The 14056-nt window shown below is 76.4% G+C and carries 14 protein-coding genes and 1 pseudogene; 7 read left to right on the top strand and 8 right to left on the bottom strand.

What is annotated here, in order from left to right; translation table 11 throughout:
* Window positions 1–169: 169 nt before the first annotated feature.
* Window positions 170–1516, bottom strand: a complete 1347-nt coding sequence (locus EDD39_RS25110) for an extracellular catalytic domain type 1 short-chain-length polyhydroxyalkanoate depolymerase (RefSeq protein WP_123559552.1) — start codon at window positions 1514–1516, stop codon at window positions 170–172.
* 228 nt (window positions 1517–1744) lie between these two features.
* On the opposite strand from EDD39_RS25110, the gene EDD39_RS25105 reads away from it, so the two are divergent.
* The 3 genes from EDD39_RS25105 (at window position 1745) to EDD39_RS25095 (ending at window position 5049) form a co-directional block, all read left to right on the top strand.
* Window positions 1745–2881, top strand: coding sequence for a PP2C family protein-serine/threonine phosphatase (locus EDD39_RS25105; RefSeq protein ID WP_123559550.1), 1137 nt, complete (start codon window positions 1745–1747; stop codon window positions 2879–2881).
* Between the two features lie 291 nt (window positions 2882–3172).
* Window positions 3173–4192 carry a 2-dehydropantoate 2-reductase gene (locus EDD39_RS25100; RefSeq protein WP_244257020.1) on the top strand — a complete coding sequence of 340 codons (1020 nt, stop codon included), beginning with the start codon at window positions 3173–3175 and terminating at the stop codon, window positions 4190–4192.
* A gap of 35 nt (window positions 4193–4227) precedes the next feature.
* Window positions 4228–5049: a phosphotransferase gene (locus tag EDD39_RS25095; RefSeq protein ID WP_123559548.1), complete on the top strand. Its 822-nt coding sequence runs from the start codon at window positions 4228–4230 to the stop codon at window positions 5047–5049.
* Between the two features lie 19 nt (window positions 5050–5068).
* Here the strand turns inward: EDD39_RS25095 and EDD39_RS25090 are convergent, their stop codons facing one another.
* From EDD39_RS25090 to EDD39_RS25080, 3 genes are read right to left on the bottom strand one after another with little or no spacing between them, the layout of a single operon-like run.
* The gene (locus tag EDD39_RS25090; protein ID WP_123559546.1) at window positions 5069–6004 is read right to left on the bottom strand and encodes a GNAT family N-acetyltransferase; all 936 of its coding nucleotides are present in this window, start codon (window positions 6002–6004) and stop codon (window positions 5069–5071) included.
* A gap of 52 nt (window positions 6005–6056) precedes the next feature.
* Entirely contained in the window at window positions 6057–6335 is a 279-nt protein-coding gene (locus EDD39_RS25085) for a hypothetical protein (protein ID WP_148089516.1), read from the bottom strand.
* Between the two features lie 10 nt (window positions 6336–6345).
* A complete protein-coding gene (locus tag EDD39_RS25080) occupies window positions 6346–6936 on the bottom strand; it encodes a TetR/AcrR family transcriptional regulator (RefSeq protein WP_123559542.1) in 591 nt (196 codons plus the stop codon).
* A gap of 71 nt (window positions 6937–7007) precedes the next feature.
* On the opposite strand from EDD39_RS25080, the gene EDD39_RS25075 reads away from it, so the two are divergent.
* Window positions 7008–8222, top strand: coding sequence for an FAD-dependent monooxygenase (locus EDD39_RS25075; protein ID WP_123559540.1), 1215 nt, complete (start codon window positions 7008–7010; stop codon window positions 8220–8222).
* A pseudogene (locus EDD39_RS25070) lies at window positions 8219–8878 on the top strand (TOPRIM nucleotidyl transferase/hydrolase domain-containing protein). Before EDD39_RS25075 ends, EDD39_RS25070 begins: the two are co-directional and overlap by 4 nt.
* Before the next feature lie 16 nt (window positions 8879–8894).
* On the opposite strand, the gene EDD39_RS25065 reads toward EDD39_RS25070, so the two are convergent.
* Window positions 8895–9458 (bottom strand): GNAT family N-acetyltransferase, encoded by a 564-nt coding sequence (locus EDD39_RS25065; protein ID WP_244257019.1) that lies wholly within the window; start codon window positions 9456–9458, stop codon window positions 8895–8897.
* A gap of 128 nt (window positions 9459–9586) precedes the next feature.
* Here EDD39_RS25065 and EDD39_RS25060 point away from each other — a divergent pair, with 128 nt between their 5' ends.
* A complete protein-coding gene (locus EDD39_RS25060; protein WP_244257017.1) occupies window positions 9587–10003 on the top strand; it encodes a nuclear transport factor 2 family protein in 417 nt (138 codons plus the stop codon).
* 65 nt (window positions 10004–10068) lie between these two features.
* On the opposite strand, the gene EDD39_RS25055 is transcribed toward EDD39_RS25060, so the two are convergent.
* On the bottom strand, window positions 10069–11556 hold the full coding sequence (locus EDD39_RS25055; RefSeq protein WP_208765575.1) for an MFS transporter: 1488 nt from the start codon (window positions 11554–11556) through the stop codon (window positions 10069–10071).
* 56 nt (window positions 11557–11612) lie between these two features.
* Window positions 11613–12074, bottom strand: coding sequence for a MarR family winged helix-turn-helix transcriptional regulator (locus EDD39_RS25050; protein WP_123559538.1), 462 nt, complete (start codon window positions 12072–12074; stop codon window positions 11613–11615).
* A 253-nt stretch (window positions 12075–12327) separates the two neighbouring features.
* Between EDD39_RS25050 and EDD39_RS25045 the strand changes: the two genes are divergently transcribed.
* Window positions 12328–13146, top strand: a complete 819-nt coding sequence (locus tag EDD39_RS25045; protein WP_123559536.1) for a dienelactone hydrolase family protein — start codon at window positions 12328–12330, stop codon at window positions 13144–13146.
* A gap of 126 nt (window positions 13147–13272) precedes the next feature.
* Here EDD39_RS25045 and EDD39_RS41295 read toward each other — a convergent pair whose 3' ends face one another.
* Window positions 13273–14025 (bottom strand): CYTH domain-containing protein, encoded by a 753-nt coding sequence (locus EDD39_RS41295; RefSeq protein ID WP_244257015.1) that lies wholly within the window; start codon window positions 14023–14025, stop codon window positions 13273–13275.
* Window positions 14026–14056 lie beyond the last annotated feature (31 nt).

Raw genomic sequence — 14056 nt, 5'->3', positions numbered from 1 at the left:
GCAATCGGGTGTCGGCTCGGATGCGGTCTCGGTTCGAGAGGCACGAGTCTCGCCGCCCCGGTGACGTAGGGCAATCATTCAATCTGTCAACCGTCTCGTTGCGCCCCTGACACACTGCAGGCCCCGCCGACGGATCGGCGGGGCCTCATCGTGCCAGGTCAGACGCTTCTCAGGCGGCACCGCACCCGGAATCGGCGACCACGAAGTACCCGGCGGAGGTCTCCTTCAGCGTGTGCGTGACGAACAGGTTCCACAGCCCCATGTTCTGGTTCGACCCGTTCGCGTACGCGTACCCGCCGCTCTGGTGCGCCCGGCCCGCGGCGACCTGGTTGTAGTTGTTGTCCGTCCAGCACCCCAGCGGCGCGGAGGACGAGGACGGCGACGAGGACGGTGACGAGGAGGGAGAGGGGGACGGCGAAGAGGACGGGGACGCGGACGGGGACGCGGAGGGGGCCGGCGACGCGGTGGCGGTGGCGCCGTCCAGCCCCCAGAACAGGCCGGTGTAGTACGAGGAGCAGATGGTGTTCAGGAAGTACGCCCCGCTCTGCCCGCAGTTGGTGGTGCCGCTGCCGGGGCTGACCGGCAGGCCGTGGCCCATCCCCGAGATGCTGTACAGCTGCACGGCGGGGCGGCCCGCGCCGTCGTCGTAGACGCTGAGCGTGGTGTTGCCGGGCAGCGCCTGGGTGGCGGAGGCGTTCTGCCCGATGCCCCACACGTTGGTCCACTGGTCGCGCAGTTCGGTGGCGTTGACCGGGGCGACGGTGCTGTCGGAGCTGCCGTGCCAGATCGCCACCCGCGGCCAGGGGCCGGTGTAGCCGGGGTAGGAGGCGCGCACCTTGTCGCCCCACTGGGCGGGGGTCAGGTTCTGGTTGGAGTTCTGGCAGCCGGAGGCCGCGGACTGGGTGGTGGCGCACTGGGCGGGCAGGCCGGAGGCGATCGAGCCGCCCGCGAACACGTCCGGGTAGTCGGCGAGCAGGTCGGCGGCCATGCCGGCGCCCGCGGACAGGCCGGTCACGTACACCCGGGACGGGTCGCTGCCGTAGAGCGCGACGGCCTTGTCGACCATCTGCTTGACCGACAGGGCCTCGCCCTTGCCGCGGGTGTCCTTGCTGCTGTCGAACCAGGAGAAGCAGGACAGCACGTTGTTGGCGGAGCCGGTCTGCGGGAAGACCACGGCGAAGCCCCAGCGGTCGGCGAGTTGGGCCCAGCCGGAGTTGTTGTAGTAGTCGGTGGCGGTCTGGGTGCAGCCGTGCAGCGCCACCACCAGCGGTTTGCTGGCGGGCAGCGCGGTGGGGACGTAGCTGTACATCGCCAGGTTGCCGGGGTTGGTGCCGAACCCGGTGACCTGTCCGAGCCCGGCCGCGGACGCCTGCGGCGCCCCGGTCAGCAGCCCTCCGGCGATCAGCGCGCCGGCCAGCGCCGCGCCCGCCCAGCGGCCGAGGCCGGAGCGTCGCCGCCGGGGCGTGCGGGTGGGTCGTCCTGCGCGTGCCGGTCCTGTCAGTCCTGCCAGTGCCATGTGGGGGCTCCGCTCTCTGCGGGTGCTCGCGTGCCGGGTGGGGGGTGGCCGAGCACCGTTCGCGGTGAATCATCGGCGCGGGCCCGGCGGCGGCCCATGGGACGGTGCACCACGGGCGGGTCCGCGGGCATGGCGGCGGCGACCATTGAACGGGGGCCCGGGGATGATCACGGACCCGCCCGCGCCTCCCACACCCGGGCGGACGGCGCGGGTAGCCTTCACCGGGTCATGCCCACGATCACCGACAAATCCGACTCCTCCCGGGTCCGTCCGATGCTCGGCACGGTCGTCCGGCTGTCGCCCTTCCTGCTGATCGCGCTGTCCGCGGGGGCGGACGCCGAGACCCCGGCCGGGCAGCGCTACGACCGGTTCGTGGTGGCGGCGCCCGCCCTCGCGGCGGCGACCTGGGGCTCGCTGGGGACGCTGCTGATCGGCCTGCTCGCGGTGGCCGTCGAGGTGGTGCTGGCGCTGATCCGGGACGGCCGGGTCGGCGCGTCGGCGGCCTCGGTGATCGCGGCGACGGTGACGGTCTCGCTGGCCGCCTCGTACACCTCCGGGATGCGGGTGCGCCGCGAACGCGACCTGGCGCTGGTGCGCTCGGTGGCGCGGACCGCCCAGCAGGTGGTGCTGCGCCCGCTGCCGGACCGGCTGAACGAGGTCGGCCTGGCGCTGTACTACAGCGCGGCGGCCGAGCAGGCGCAGATCGGCGGCGACCTGTACGAGGCGGTGCGCACGCCGTTCGGGGTGCGGATCATCCTGGGCGACGTGCAGGGCAAGGGCCTGCCCGCGGTGGAGATGGCGGCGGCGCTGCTCGGCTCGTTCCGGGAGGCCGCGTACGACGCGAAGGACCTGCCCGCGCTGGCCAGCCGGCTGGAGACCGGCCTGCAGCGGTACGCGGAGCGGGCCTCCTCGCCGGACGCGGCGGAGCGTTTCGCCACCGCCGTGCTGCTGGAGATCCCGGACGAACGGCCGGAGGCGTACCTGCTGAACTGCGGCCACCCGCCGCCGGTGCTGCTGCGCGCGGACGGCGGGGTGCAGCCGGTGGAGCCGGAGCTGCCGCTGCCGCCGCTGAACCTGTCGGCGCTGGTGGCCAGCGACTACCGGGCGCGCACCGTCCCGTTCGGGCCGGGCGACCGGGTGCTGCTGTACACCGACGGCGTCAGCGAGACCCGGGACCGGCGCGGCGAGTTCTACCCGCTGACCGAGCGCCTGGCGGGCTGGACCGCCACCCCGGACACCGCGCTGCTCGACAACCTCCGCCGCGACCTGCGCCGCTACGGGGGCGGCCCGGCCGACGACGACGTGGCCGCCCTGCTCGCCACCCGCCTGCCGGCGCCCACCGCCGCCGCCGGCCCCGGGGCCTGAGAGCTCCGTCCGAGGCTCCGTCGGGACTCCGTCGGAGACCCGGTTGGGGGCGCGGTCGGAGACCCGGTTGGGGGCGCGGTCGGAGGCCCGGTTGGGGGCGCGGTCGGAGACCCGGTTGGGGGCGCGGTCGGAGACCCGGTTGGGGGCGCGGTCGGAGACCCGGTCGGGGGCGCGGTCAGAGGCCAGGTCGGGGGCGCGGTCAGAGGCCAGGTCGGGGGCCCGGTCGGGGCTCAGGCGGCGGGCGGTAACCTCTGGGCCTTGCCATTGACGCCGTTGTCGAAGGAGCCGCCGGTGTCCGAGAACCGTACGACACTGCCGTTGCGGATCGCCGTGTTCGGGGCGGGCAGCATCGGCTGCCGGCTGGGCGGGGCGCTGGCCGCCCGCGACGACGTGACGCTGATCGGGCGGCCGTCCGCGATGGCCGAGCTGGACCGGGCCGGGCTGACCGTGACCGGCCCGGGCGACCGCCGGCTGCACGCCCGGCCGCGCACCGCCGTGGACGCCTCGGCCGCGGCGGGCGCCGACTACGTGCTGGTGACCGTCAAGTCGGCGGACACCGCGGACGCGGCCCGGCTGCTCGACCCGTATCTGGACGGGCGGTCCACCGTGATCAGCTTCCAGAACGGCCTGCACAACGCCCGGGTGCTGCGCGAGGCGCTGCCCGGCCGGACGGTGCTGGCCGGGATGGTGCCGTACAACGTGGTGCGCACCGGCCCGGCCTCCTTCCACCAGGGCACCGCGGGCGCGCTGCTGCTCGAACGGGCGGGCGCGGCAAGGCGGTTCGCGGACTCGGCGGCCGCGGCCGGGCTGCCGGTGGGGCTGCGCGCGGACATGCCGCGGGTGCAGGCCGCGAAGCTGCTGATGAACCTGAACAACGCCGTCAACGCGCTCTCCGGCCTGCCGCTGCGCGAGCAGCTCGGCAGCCGCCCGTACCGGCTGGTGCTGGCGCGCTGCCAGCGCGAGGCGCTGGCGGTGTTCGCGGCGGCGGGGCTGTCCCCGGCCCGGTTGACGCCCCTCCCGCCGGAGTGGATGCCGTCCGTGCTGGGCCTGCCGGACCCGGTGTTCCGCCGGGTCGCGGCGGCCAGCCTGCGGGTGGATTCCCGGGCCCGCTCCTCGATGTGGGAGGACCTGCAGCGCGGCCGCCCCACCGAGGTCGACGAGTTGCAGGGCGAGGTCGTCGCGCTGGCCGAGCACCACCGGCTGCCCGCCCCGGCCAACCGCCGCCTGCTCGAACTGGTCCGCGCGGCCGAGGAGGCCCCCGCCCCGCCCGCCTGGTCCGGCCCCGACCTGCTCGCGGCCCTCGACCGGTAGGCTCCCGTGCCCCGAGCAGGAGTTGACGCCCCGTCATGACCGCGCAGTGGACCACCCACGGTGTCGACCTGCACCCCGACGCGGTGCACAAGCGCTTCCGCGCCGACGCGCACGGCGAGCCGGAGCGGGAGTGGCGGGCGCTGACCCTGCTCGACCGCTACGCCCCGGGTCTGGCGCCCCGGCCGCTGGGGCGGGCGGACGGCACCGTCGCGATGTCGCGCCTGCCGGGCACCGTGCTGCGCGGTGCCGTGCTGACGGGCCGCCACCTGGACGCGCTGGCCCGGGCGGTGCGGCGGCTGCACGGCGCCGTTCCGGCCGGGGAGGCGGCCCGGCTGCCCGGGCGGCGCTGGGACGTCCGGGAGTCCGCCGACGCGGTCCGCGCCCGGGCCGGGGCGGTGCGGGCACCGGGGACGGGGCGGGCGCTGGCGGCGGGCCTGCGCTGGCTGGACGGCGCGCAGGAGGCGCTGGCGGCGGGCGGCGCCGCGGCGGTGCCCGTGCTGGGGCAGGCCGACGGCAACCTGGCGAACTTCCTGTGGGACGGCGCCGACGTCCGGCTGGTCGACTTCGAGGACTCCGGGCGCTCCGACCGGTCGTACGAGCTGGCCGAGATGGTCGAGCACGTCTCGGCCTGGGTGGACACCGACCTGGACGCCGGGGCCTTCCTGTCCCGGTTCCCGCTCTCCCCCGCCGAGGAGTGCCGCCTGCTGGAGTGCCGCCGGCTGTTCGCCCTGCTCTGGCTGGTCTTCCTGTCCGGCGACCCGGCGACCGCCGCCCGCAACCCGCCGGGCACCCCGGCCCGGCAGGCGGTGCGCCTGCTCGCGCTGCTCGACGCCCCTCCCCCTTCCGCGGCGCGGTGACCGCGGCCGTGACGGGCCGTCAGGCGGGGAGGGTCTTCTCCAGCACCACCGAGGTGTAGCGGACCGTCATGCCGACCTTGAGGTACAGGTCGAGCGCGCCGGTGCCGGAGTGCGTCCACAGGGTGCAGCGGCTCAGTCCGGCCTCCCGGCAGGCGAGGAAGGCGTGGTGCAGCAGGTGGCGGGCGATGCCGCGGCGGCGGTGGTCGCGGTCGACGGCGAGGCTCTCCACGTAGCCGTCCGGGCTGCCGGGCTGGTCGAGGGAGAGCGCGACGCCGACCACCCGGTCGTCGGCCCCGGTGACGGCGAGCGGGGAGCGGGCGGGGGTGAACGTCTCCCGGCCGACGGCGTGTTGGACCCACTCCTCGAAGGACATCCGGCGGGCCTTCCAGTCGGCGAAGGCGTCCTCGACGACCCGGTGGGCGGCGTGCGCGTCGTCCGGGTCGCCGGGGCGGAACGGGCGGACCCGGATGCCGGCGGGGGCGGGCGGGAGGTCGGGCAGCGCGTCGAGCGGGATCTCCAGCAGCCAGCTGGCGCCCTTGGGCCGGTACCCGTAGGTGCGCAGCATGGCCAGGCCGGCCGCGTCGAGGTCGGCGACCACCTGGACCAGCTTGTCGACGCCCTGTTCGGCGGCGCGGGTCTCCATCCAGCCGAGCAGGGCGGTGCCGATCCGGCGGCCGCGGTGCGCGGGGTGGACCCGGCACTCGCAGCGCCGGTCGGTCCACGCCCAGGCGGCGAGCCGCCCGTCCGGGCCGTGCACCAGCAGGGTGTCGGCGGCGGGGTCGAAGCCGGGGCGGGCGAGCACCGCGGCGATCTCGCCGCTGTCGGCCTCGGTGGCCCGCTCGCCGTGCAGGGCCCGTTCGCAGCCGGTCAGCAGGTCGAGGACGTCGGGCAGGTCGCGGGCCGGGTCGAGCGGACGGGCGGTGTAGCCGGCGGGCAGGACGACGGGCTGGGCCATGGGCGGTGGGTCCTTCCTGGTGGTCGGCGGTCGGACGGGGCGCGGTCGGCGGTCAGCGGTCGAACCGGACGGCGGCGGCCCGGTCCGGCCGCGCGGGCGGCTGCCGCGCGTCGGCGGACAGCACGGTGCCGGGATCCGTCCGGTCCTTGGACTCCCCGCCGTCGAGCGCACGAGCGGCGGGGGCGGAGCGGCGCGGGCCCGCGGCGCGGGCGGCCCGCGGTCCGGCGGGGCCGTTCTCGACGACCGCGGTCCGCTCGCCGTCCACCGGCAGGCCGTCGCAGTCGGGCACCACCGGTCCGAGCGGCTCTCCCGCCCTGTTCGCGCTCCCCATTCCCGGCAGCCTAGCCCCTGGCCCCGGGGGCCGGGCCGTCTCCGGGGCGCAGGGCGGCGGTGACCAGGCCCTCGATCGCCTCGCGCGGGACGTCGCCGCCGCTCACCAGGCGGTCGAAGACCAGGCCGTCGACGCAGGTCAGCAGGGTGTGGGTGCGGCTCTCCGGGTCGGCGGTGCCGTGTGCGGCGAGGAAGTGGCGGACCGCCGCGCGGCCGGCGTTCTCGCGCGGGACCAGGATCTCGCGCAGTTCCGGGTCCCGGGCGCTCTCGACGGCGCAGGCGTAGCGGGCCAGTGAGCGGCGGCGGCCCTCGCCGGCGAGGCGGTGCCGGGTGAGCAGCAGCAGGCCGTCGACCAGGTCGGCGGCGCTCTGCGGGGGCCCGAACTGCTCGGCCAGGGACTGGAGTTCGGCCTGGTCGCGCTGGACGAGGCGGGTGACCAGGCCGGTGAGCAGCGCGGCCCGGGTGCGGAAGTAGGCGGAGGTGGTGCCGGCCGGCAGGGCGGCCCGGCGGTCGACCGCCCGGTGGGTCAGGCCGCGGACGCCCTCGTCGGCGAGCACGTCGAGGGCCGCGTCCGCGAGGAGGGTGCGCCGGTCCGATGCCATGGCCCCTTTCTATACCCGCGGGGCATCGGCTAGCCTCCGTCTTCTACAGGTGTAGAAGAACGGGGTCGGCGATGGGCAGCAGGGCAGTGGTGGTCGGCGGGGGCATCGGCGGGCTGGCGGCCGCGATCGGGCTGTGCCGCGTCGGCTGGGAGGTGACCGTCCTGGAGCGCGCGGCCGTGCTCGCGGACGCGGGGGCGGGCATCTCGCTGGCCGCGAACGGGCTGCGGGCGCTGGACGGGCTCGGCGTCGGCGCGGCGGTGCGGGCCGCCGGGCAGGGCCAGTACCGCGGCGGCACCCGGACGCCGCGCGGCGGCCGGCTGGCCCGGCTGGACGGCGCGGCGCTGGAACGGGCGGTGGGCTCCCCGATCCTGGGCATCCCGCGCGCCGTCCTGCACCGGCTGCTGCGCGAGGCGCTGCCCGCCGGGGTGCTGCGGACCGGCGCGACGGCCGGCGCGGTGCGGCAGACCGGGCCCGGCGCGGTCCGGGTCGAACTCGACGGCGGCGAAGCCCTGGCGGCGGAGCTGGTGGTCGCGGCCGACGGCGTCCGCAGCCGGCTGCGCGGCCTGCTGTTCCCGTCCCACCCCGGCCCGGCGTACAGCGGCTCGACCGTGCTGCGCGCCGTCACCCGGCGGCCGGTCGACCTGGACAGCGACTTCGAGCTGACCTGGGGCCGCGGCGCCGAGTTCGGGCACCTCGCGTTCCGGGACGGCCGGGCCGAGTGGCACGCCGTCCTCGCCCTGCCCGCCGGCACCCGGTTCGCCGACCCGCTGGCCGAGCTGCACCGGCGCTTCGGCCACTGGCACGACCCGGTCCCCGCCCTGCTGGCGGCGACCCGGCCGGACGACGTGCTGCACCACGACGTCGACGAACTGCGGGTCCCGCTCCCCTCGTTCACCTCCGGCCGGATCGCGCTGCTCGGCGACGCCGCCCACGCGATGACGCCCAACCTGGGCCAGGGCGCCTGCCAGGCCCTGGAGGACGCGGTCACGCTGGCCGCCGCCCTCGCCACCGCCCCCGGCGTGGACGCCGCGCTGGCCCGCTACGACGCCGAGCGCCGCCCCCGCAGCCAGGCCGTCGCCCTGGCCGCCCGCCGGGCCGGGCAGTTGGGCCACCGGCTCTCCGCCCGCCCGGCCGTCGCCCTGCGCAACACCGCGATGCGCCTGACCCCGTCCCGGGCCGCGACCCGGATGATCCTGCGTCACCACGCCTGGACTCCGCCGCCGTTCGACCGGCCCGCTGCCCCCGGGGGCGGCCCGCGGCGGGCGGAGGGCAGAATCGAGGCATGACGGACCTGAGCGCCTTCCGCGCCGCAGTGGCCGCCCGGGCCGCGGCCGGACTCCCGGCTCCGGCCGGGCTCGCGGACTCAGTCGGGCTCGTGGATCCGGCCGGCCTCGCCGTCCTCGCCCGGGAGGCGGGGGTGCGGACGGCGGTGCTGCTGGAGGGGCCGAGCGACCTGGCGGCCGTCGAGGCGCTGGCCCGGCTGCTGGGGCGGGAGTTGGCGGCGGAGGGCGTGTGCGCGGTGGCGATGGGCGGGGCGATGAGCGCCGGCCCGTTCGCCGCGCTGCTCGGCCCGTCCGGGCTGGGCCTGCGGCTGACCGGGCTGTGCGACGAGCACGAACAGGGCTTCTACCGGCGCGGTTTCGACCGGGCGGGCGCGTTCGGCGACGAGTTCTTCGTCTGTGCGGCCGATCTGGAGGAGGAGTTCATCCGCGCCCTGGGGGTCCCCCGGATCGAGCAGGTCCTCGCCGCCGCGGGCGACCTGCCCGCCTGGCGCACCTTCGCCCGTCAGCCCGCCCAGCGCGACCGTTCCCCGTAGCAGCGCCTGCGCCGCTTCCTCGGCACCCGCAAGGGCCGCAAGATCCGCTACGGCCGCCTCCTCGCCGAGGCCCTCGACCCGGACCGGCTGCCGCCCCCGCTGCACGCCCTCTTCCACCACCTGTGACCCGCCCCCGGAACGGTCATCCTCCAGAGCCCTCCGGTCCGGGCCGCCTGACGTAGCGCCACATGTCGCGCGGCCGCCCGTCCACCTCCTGGTGGGCGGGCCGCAGGCCGGTGCACCGGAAGCCGGCCCGTTCGGCGGTGCGGATCGAGCCGGTGTTCCACGGTTCGACGTACAACTCCAGTCCGGGCAGGCCGAGTTCGCCGAACGCCCAGTCCACGACGGCGTCCAGCCCCAGCGCGGCGGCGCCCTGCCCGCGGGCCGACCCGACCACCCAGTACCCGACCGTCGCCCAGCCGCGCAGCGGCAGTTCGCCCACCCACAGGCCGACGTTGCCGACGGCCCGGCCCACCGGGTCGACGATCACGAAGGGGTAGCCCGTCCCGATCCGGGTGCGCCGCCACTGCCGTTCCACGTACGCCGCCGCCCCGGCCGCGGTGTACGGCGCCGGGACGGTGCTGATCAGCGGGATGTACGGGTCGGCCGCCGCCTCCCGGAGCAGCCCGGTGTCGTCCGGGTGCCAGCGGCGCAGCCGGAACCCGTGCGCGGCCGGGAGTTCGGGCACCGTCCGGGGCAGTTCCACGGCCCCATCCTGCCGCACCGGGGATTCCTGCCGCACCGGAGATCCGCGGTTCCGGCCCGCCCCGCCGCCGCGCGCACTAGGCTCGTCGGCACACCGACCGTCCCGCCCACCCGTCCGGGGGTTTCACCGTGCCCGTCTCCGCCACCTCTCCCCGGGCCGTGCTGGCCCGTTACCGCGCGGCGATGCTCGCCATGGACGCGGACGCGCTCGCCGAGCTGTACGCGCCGGACGGCGTGCACGAGTTCCCGTTCCGCTTCCCGGGGTTCCCGGCCCGGTACGAGGGGCGGGAGGCGGTGCGGGCCGGGTACGGGGCGGCGTGGGCGGCGAGCCCGGCCCGGCCGGCGGAGGTCGAGGAGGTCGCGCTGCACCTGACGGACGATCCGGAGGTGCTGGTGGTCGAGCAGGTGGTCCGGGGCGAACTCGCGGGCGGGCGGGGCGCTTTCGCGGTGCCCGGCCTGCTGGTGCTGCGGGTCCGGGACGGGCTGCTGGTGCACGTCCGCGACTACATGGACGGCCTGGCCGTCTCCGGCGCCCGCCCGAGCTGAACCGTCCGAGCTGAACCGCCCGTACTGAACCGCCCGGGCCCGGCGGCGGCTCGGCGGGCGGCGGCTCAGCGGGGGGCGGCCGCGGGGGGCGTGCGCAGGCCGCGCAGGGTGCGGTCGAAGACGGTGAGCAGCAGGAACAGCACGGCGGCGGCCAGCATGATCCAGGCCAGTTGGTGCATGCCCGCGGTGCCCGCGTGCGGCCCGTACGCGGCGGCGGTCGCGGCGGCGGCGACCATCGAGCCGAGGTAGGCGAAGGTGCGCAGCAGCCCGGCGGAGGAGCCGGTGCGGGCCGGGTCGGACTGCAGGAAGACGGAGTTCTGCAGGGCGAGCCCGTTGGCGCCCTGCGGGATGCCGAACACCACCGCCAGCACCAGCAGTTCCCACAGCGGGCTGTGCCCGCCGAGGGCGAGCATCAGCAGGCAGGCGGCGATCTGGCCGACCGCGCCGGTCAGCAGCATGGCCCGGATGCCGCCGCGCCGCCCGGCCAGCACCGAGACCCCGATCCCGACCAGGAAGGTCGGCGCCTGCACCAGCCCGGCCTGCAGCGGCGACAGCCCGAAGCCCTCCTCGGTCCACTGGGCGAAGCCGTACAGGAAGGCGTAGGCGACGACGTACGCGGCGAGCGCGCGGGCGTAGGTGGCGAGCAGCGGGGTGTTGCCGCCGAGCACCTTGACGTCGATGAACGGGTGTGCGGCGCGGCGCTCGCGGACGGTGAAGGCGACGGCGGCGGCGAGGGTGAGCGGCGGCAGGTACCAGCGGTCGGCGTGCGGGTGCATCAGGAACAGCAGCAGCGAGAGCAGCAGGGCGGCGAACAGCGCCATCCCTGGCAGGTCGATCCGCTCCAGCGGGCCGGGGGCGTCGGAGGAACGTTCCTGCTTCTCCTGCTTGGGCAGATCCTTGGACAGGTCCTTGGGCAGGTCCTCGGGAAGCTGCTTGGGCAGCTGCTTGGGCAGGCGGAGCGCGCCGAGGGTGACGGCGAGCAGCGACAGCGGGATGTTCAGCGCGAAGGTGCTGCGCCAGCCGCCGAGGCCGGTGAGCAGTCCGCCGAGCAGCGGGCCGATCACGGCGACGGTCTGGTTGGCGACGGCGAGCAGGGTGAGCACTCCGGCGGGGCTGCCCTGTCCGGTGCGCCGGGCCTCGGCGCGCAGCAGGGCCATCGCGGCGGGGTAGCCGGCGCAGGTGCCGAAGCCGAGGACGACGCGGGCGGCGATCAGCGTCCCGAGGTCGGGGGCGAGGGTGCCGACGACGCCGGCCACGCCGACCAGGGAGGTGCTGGCCAGGAACAGCCGGCGCGGCCCGAACAGGTCGATCAGCCGGCCCACCACGGGCTGTCCGAGCGCGGTGGCCAGGTACAGCGCGGACACCAGCCAGGCGGTCTGCGCGGGCGAGGCGCCGAGGGCGGCGCCGATCGGGACCAGCGCGACCGCGATGATGGTGGAGTTGATCGGGTTGAGGACGGAGCCGAGCACCATCGGGGGTACGAGTCGGCGGTCGATCGCGGCCGTCTCGGCGGGCTTGCCGGGGGCGGTGGCGACGGTCTCACGTTCGGTCATGGTGCTTCTGCCGCTCGGTGGTTGCGTGGGGGTGCGGGGCGCGGGAGACGGGGGTGTCAGTCCTGCACGAGTCGTTCGAGGACGGCCATCGCCGCGATCACGGTCTGCCGTTCCTCCTCGGTGCACTTGCGCTGGAGTTCGGCGGCCAGCCACTCGCCGCGGGCCCGGCGGCCCTCCTCGGCGCGGCGCCGGCCCTCGGGGGTGAGGGCGATCAGCAGCCGGCGGCCGTCCTCGGGGTCGCGCTGCCGCTCGACCAGGCCCTCGGCGGCCAGCGCGGCGATGGTGGTGGCCATCGACTGGTGCCGCATCCCCTCGGCGACGGCGAGGTCGCTGGTGGTGAGGCCGCCGGTGCTGTCCAGCAGCCGTCCGACGGTGGACGCCTGGGTGAGGGTGAAGTCCCCCGTCCCGGCCGCGGCCCGGATCCGGCGGCGCAGCTTGCCGATCACCGACCGGACCCGCTGCGAGGCGTGCACGGCGGACGGCGCGGGCTCGGCCGCCGGTTCGGAGTCTTCGCTCATGCGGTCCAGCCTAGGTTTCCGCCCACGGAATGTACAGTTTCCCTGTAGATCTCGCCCCCGGTGGCCCGCCCCGCCGCCCGGCCGCGCTTGGCGGACCGGCACCCGCACTGCTACCTTCGGCGAGGCCGTGCGAGAGAACGAGGAGGTGGTACCCGTGGACGCAGTATCGACGTGGGTGCTCCCCTCCGAGGCCACGGTCGGACGGTAGGTCGTCCGGGAGCGCCGTTCACCAGCTCTCCCGAAAGGCACGACCGTGCACTTCACCTCCGACCAGTACCTCGACGACCGGCACGCCGATGTCCGGAACCCTGACGACCGGAACCCTGACTGCAGGCCCGCCGACGACCGGCGCCCCGACGGCGGCGTCCGCGAACGCGAGTTCACCCTCGACGGGATCCCCGGCGTCCTGTGGACGCCCGCGAACGCCACCGCCGACGCCCCGGTCCCGCTGATCCTGCTGGGCCACCCCACGCTCGGGCTGCGCCGCATGCACCCCCGCCTGCTCGACCGCGCCCGGCACGCCGCCGCGGACGGCTTCGCCTCGGCCGCCCTCGAACTCCCCGGCTGCGGCGAGCGCCCCCGCGTCCCCGCCCTCGACCTGGCGCGCGCCGAACTGCGCCGGACGATGGAGGCCGGCGACCCCGTCGGCGACGAGCTCATCGACGCCCTCGTCCTCCCGCTCGTCGACCGGGCCGTCCCGGAGCTGCGCTCGGCGCTCGACGCCCTGCTCGCGCTGCCCGAACTCACCGGCCCGGTCGGCTACTCGGGCGGCGTGATCTCCGTCGGCGTCCGCCTCGCCGCGGTCGAACCGCGGATCGCGGCGGCCGGCCTCTTCGCCGGCAGCCTCATTCCCCGCGCCACCTTCGAGGAGGCCCGCCGGGTCACCGTCCCGCTGCACGTCCTGCTCCAGTGGGACGACGAGGGCAACGACCGCCAGGCCTCCCTCGACCTGTTCGACGCCTTCGCCTCCCTGGAGAAGTCGCTCAGCGCCAACATGGGCGGCCACACCGGCGTCCCCGCGCACGCGGGCGACGCCGCGGGCCGCTTCTTCGCCCGCCACCTGAAGCCGTAGCCGCCCGACGGCCGACCGCCGCCCGTCCGGGGCGGTCGGCCGTCACCACTCCCCGGGCCCGGGGACCCGGCGTCCGGGGACCCGGTGTCCGGAGACCCGGCGCCCGAGGGCCCGACGCCCGGGGGCTCAGGGCAGGGCGACGCCGTATCCGGCGAGGCCGTCGCGGAGTTCCTCGCGGTCGGTGCGGACCAGCCGGCCGCCGGTGAAGTGACGGTCGTCGGTGAGTTCGGCGACGCAGCCGGGCGGCGGGACGAACGTTTCTGCATCCTCGGCGGTCTCGAACTCGGCCTCGGCCAGCACCAGTCCGAGCAGCGGGCCCTCGAAGACGTCGACCCCGAGCGGGGGCACGCTCAGCCGGGTCTTGGTCAGCTCGGGTCCGGGCAGCGCGGCCCGCAACCGGGCGTACTCCTGCTCGGAGAGGTACAGGTTGGTGATCAGGCCCTGCACCGCCCCGGGCTCGCCCGGCGGGACGGGCACCTTCTGGGTGAGTTTGTACGTGCACTCGCCGGTGTCGAGCCGTTCGACCCGGCGCAGCCGCAGCCGGGTGCCCTCCACGTAGCGGTCGGTGATCCGGCGGGCGACGGTGACGGCGCCGGGGGCTGGCAGCCGGTCGAGCAGGAACCGGCGCTCCCGCTCGACCCGCGCGTACTTGCCCGCCTTGACCGCCGCCGCACGGTGCCCGGAGTCCGGCGCCGTGCCGCGTCCGGAGTCCGGCGCTCCCGCGCCGCACCCGGTGTCGGACGCCGTGCGGTTCGCCTGGTGTTCCCCCATGTCGTGCTTCCCCTTCGCGCTGTCCCCCGTAGCGCCCGCGTCGCCGCCCGGGGCGGCGGCCCGCGCGGGCTCCCCGTCGGCCGCCCGCAGCAGGACCCCCGTCGGCATCGCGGGCGGCTCCTCCCAGCGTAGTGCGCGA

Source organism: Kitasatospora cineracea (genome assembly GCF_003751605.1).
Taxonomy (GTDB): domain Bacteria; phylum Actinomycetota; class Actinomycetes; order Streptomycetales; family Streptomycetaceae; genus Kitasatospora; species Kitasatospora cineracea.
This window is presented reverse-complemented; position numbering and strand designations above follow the sequence as displayed.